This is a genomic window from Mesorhizobium sp. M1E.F.Ca.ET.041.01.1.1, assembly GCF_003997355.1.
Taxonomy (GTDB): Bacteria; Pseudomonadota; Alphaproteobacteria; order Rhizobiales; family Rhizobiaceae; genus Mesorhizobium.
Genome location: NZ_RZSL01001068.1, coordinates 1 through 1,118 on the forward strand (window position 1 = coordinate 1; position 1,118 = coordinate 1,118).

At 67.8% G+C, this 1,118-nt stretch carries 1 protein-coding gene; it reads right to left on the reverse strand.

The window, feature by feature from the left end; translation table 11 throughout:
* The coding region (locus tag EOA38_RS37395; protein WP_145966329.1) for a uracil-DNA glycosylase at positions 1-909 on the reverse strand (909 nt) is incomplete at its 3' end.
* Positions 910-1,118: the final 209 nt, after the last annotated feature.

The window sequence follows — 1,118 nt, forward strand, 5'->3', positions numbered from 1 at the left end:
AATCGCCCTCAGCTTCGCCTTGCCCTCGAAAAAATCCCGCCATGCCAGCTTCTTGTGCGCCGGCGTCCTCAAGAGATAGGCCGGATGCAGCGTCGGCATCGCGGGTATCGCGGTGCCGGAAGCCGTCGTATGCACCCGCCAGTTGCCGCGGAGCCTGAGAATCCCCTCGGTGGTGTTGAGCAGCGTCTTGGCGGAGGGGCCGCCAAGATTGACCAGCACCTTCGGATTGACCAGCTCGATCTGCCTTTCGATGAACGGGCGGCAGATCTCCGTCTCGTGCGGCGTCGGCGTGCGGTTGCCCGGCGGGCGCCAGGGGATGACGTTGGCGATATAGGCCGATGTCCGGTCGAGGCCGATCGCGGCCAGCATGCGATCGAGCAGCCGGCCGGAGCGGCCGACGAAGGGCAGGCCTTCCAAATCCTCGTCGCGGCCAGGCGCCTCGCCGACCAGCATCAGATCGGCATTCGGGTTGCCGTCGGCGAAGACCAGGTTCTTGGCGGTGAATTTGAGATTGCAGCCGTCGAAGGCCGCCATATGCCGGCGCAACTCGTCGAGCGTCGAGGCGCTGGTCGCCAGTTGCCGCGCGAGCAGAACCTGCCCCTCGTCGGGCACCGTGGCGGCGGCCATTGGACGCGCAGGCGCATCCGGTATTCCGCTTGCATCCAGCCCGGGCGAAGACGGCTGCCGCTCCGCTGTCCTGTTGGCGTCGGGCCCGGATGACTGTCTTTCTTGAAGCCTGCTTTCCCGAACGGGCGCGGCCGGCGCCGGCGCGCGCTCGGCTTGCTTGGGCCTGACCTCGGCGAACCGGTTGATGGGCGCGTCTTCCAGCGCCTCGTCGACGCCCGCGCTGGCATAGAAGGCGAGCAGCTCGGCGATATCGATCGGGGTGTTGGGGGAGGCGGCAGTCATGGCGTCACCATCGTCCGCGCAGCGCAGATTTGCAAGGTTGGCGACCGTTAATCTCCCCCCTCGAGGGGGAGATGTCGCCGAAGGCGACAGAGGGGGTCGGTTCGACCGGACGCGACGCCAAGGGGGGCGCCGAGCGGGTTGGCGCTTTACGCGCGAGGACCCCTTCTGGCCTGCCGGCCATCTCCCCCTCCAGGGGGGGAGATTACGCG